This window comes from Oleiphilus sp. HI0067 (assembly GCF_001635735.1).
The window spans coordinates 1-685 of record NZ_LWFI01000706.1; the positions used below are offsets into that span (position 1 = coordinate 1).

Genomic DNA, 685 nt, shown 5'->3' on the forward strand with positions numbered 1-685 from the left:
GTTTGCCAGCTGATGCGAAGATGAATTTGGCCTATGTTGTCAGTATGCACTATGACAAAAAAGGCGATAAGTCGATGAGTTTTGAGTATTTGAAGCAGGGTAACGACTTAAATCGTTCTGGCTACCAATATGCACATACGCAGACGCAAAGCATGTTCGCGATGCTGCAGAAAGCAATGACTCCCGAGCTGATAGAAGCGTTGGCTAATAAACCGAAGATAGAGGATGGAGCTGCTCCAATCTTTATTCTGGGCATGCCTCGTTCGGGCACTACTTTGATCGAACAGATTTTGTCGAGTCATTCAAAAGTAGGGGCTGAAGGTGAGTTAAAAACGCTTTCAGAGTGTTTTTCTAAGCACAACGATCGCATTATGCAGAGCGACTCCGTTGATGAGATTGCGACTGCATTACACGCGGCGTTTGCAGAGTATTTAGGGCAAGTACGCGCAATGCAATCTCAGCGTGATGAGCTCTTGCCGGTCTACTTTACCGATAAGATGCCCTACAACTACATGATGAGTGCTTTTATTGCAGCAGTGTTGCCAGAGGCGAAGATCATACATTGTACGCGTAATGCGAGTGAAACATGTTTCTCTATCTATAAACAAAACTTTAGTGGGAATCATGGCTACACAAATGATTTACGCGAGCTTGGTATGTATTACAACCTCTATAAGCAGCATAT

Annotated in this window: 1 protein-coding gene; it reads left to right on the plus strand. The window is 44.1% G+C overall.

Annotation, left to right across the window (positions count from 1 at the left end):
• A partial coding sequence (locus A3739_RS07900; RefSeq protein WP_197472182.1) for a sulfotransferase occupies window positions 1-685 on the plus strand: 685 nt, incomplete at both ends.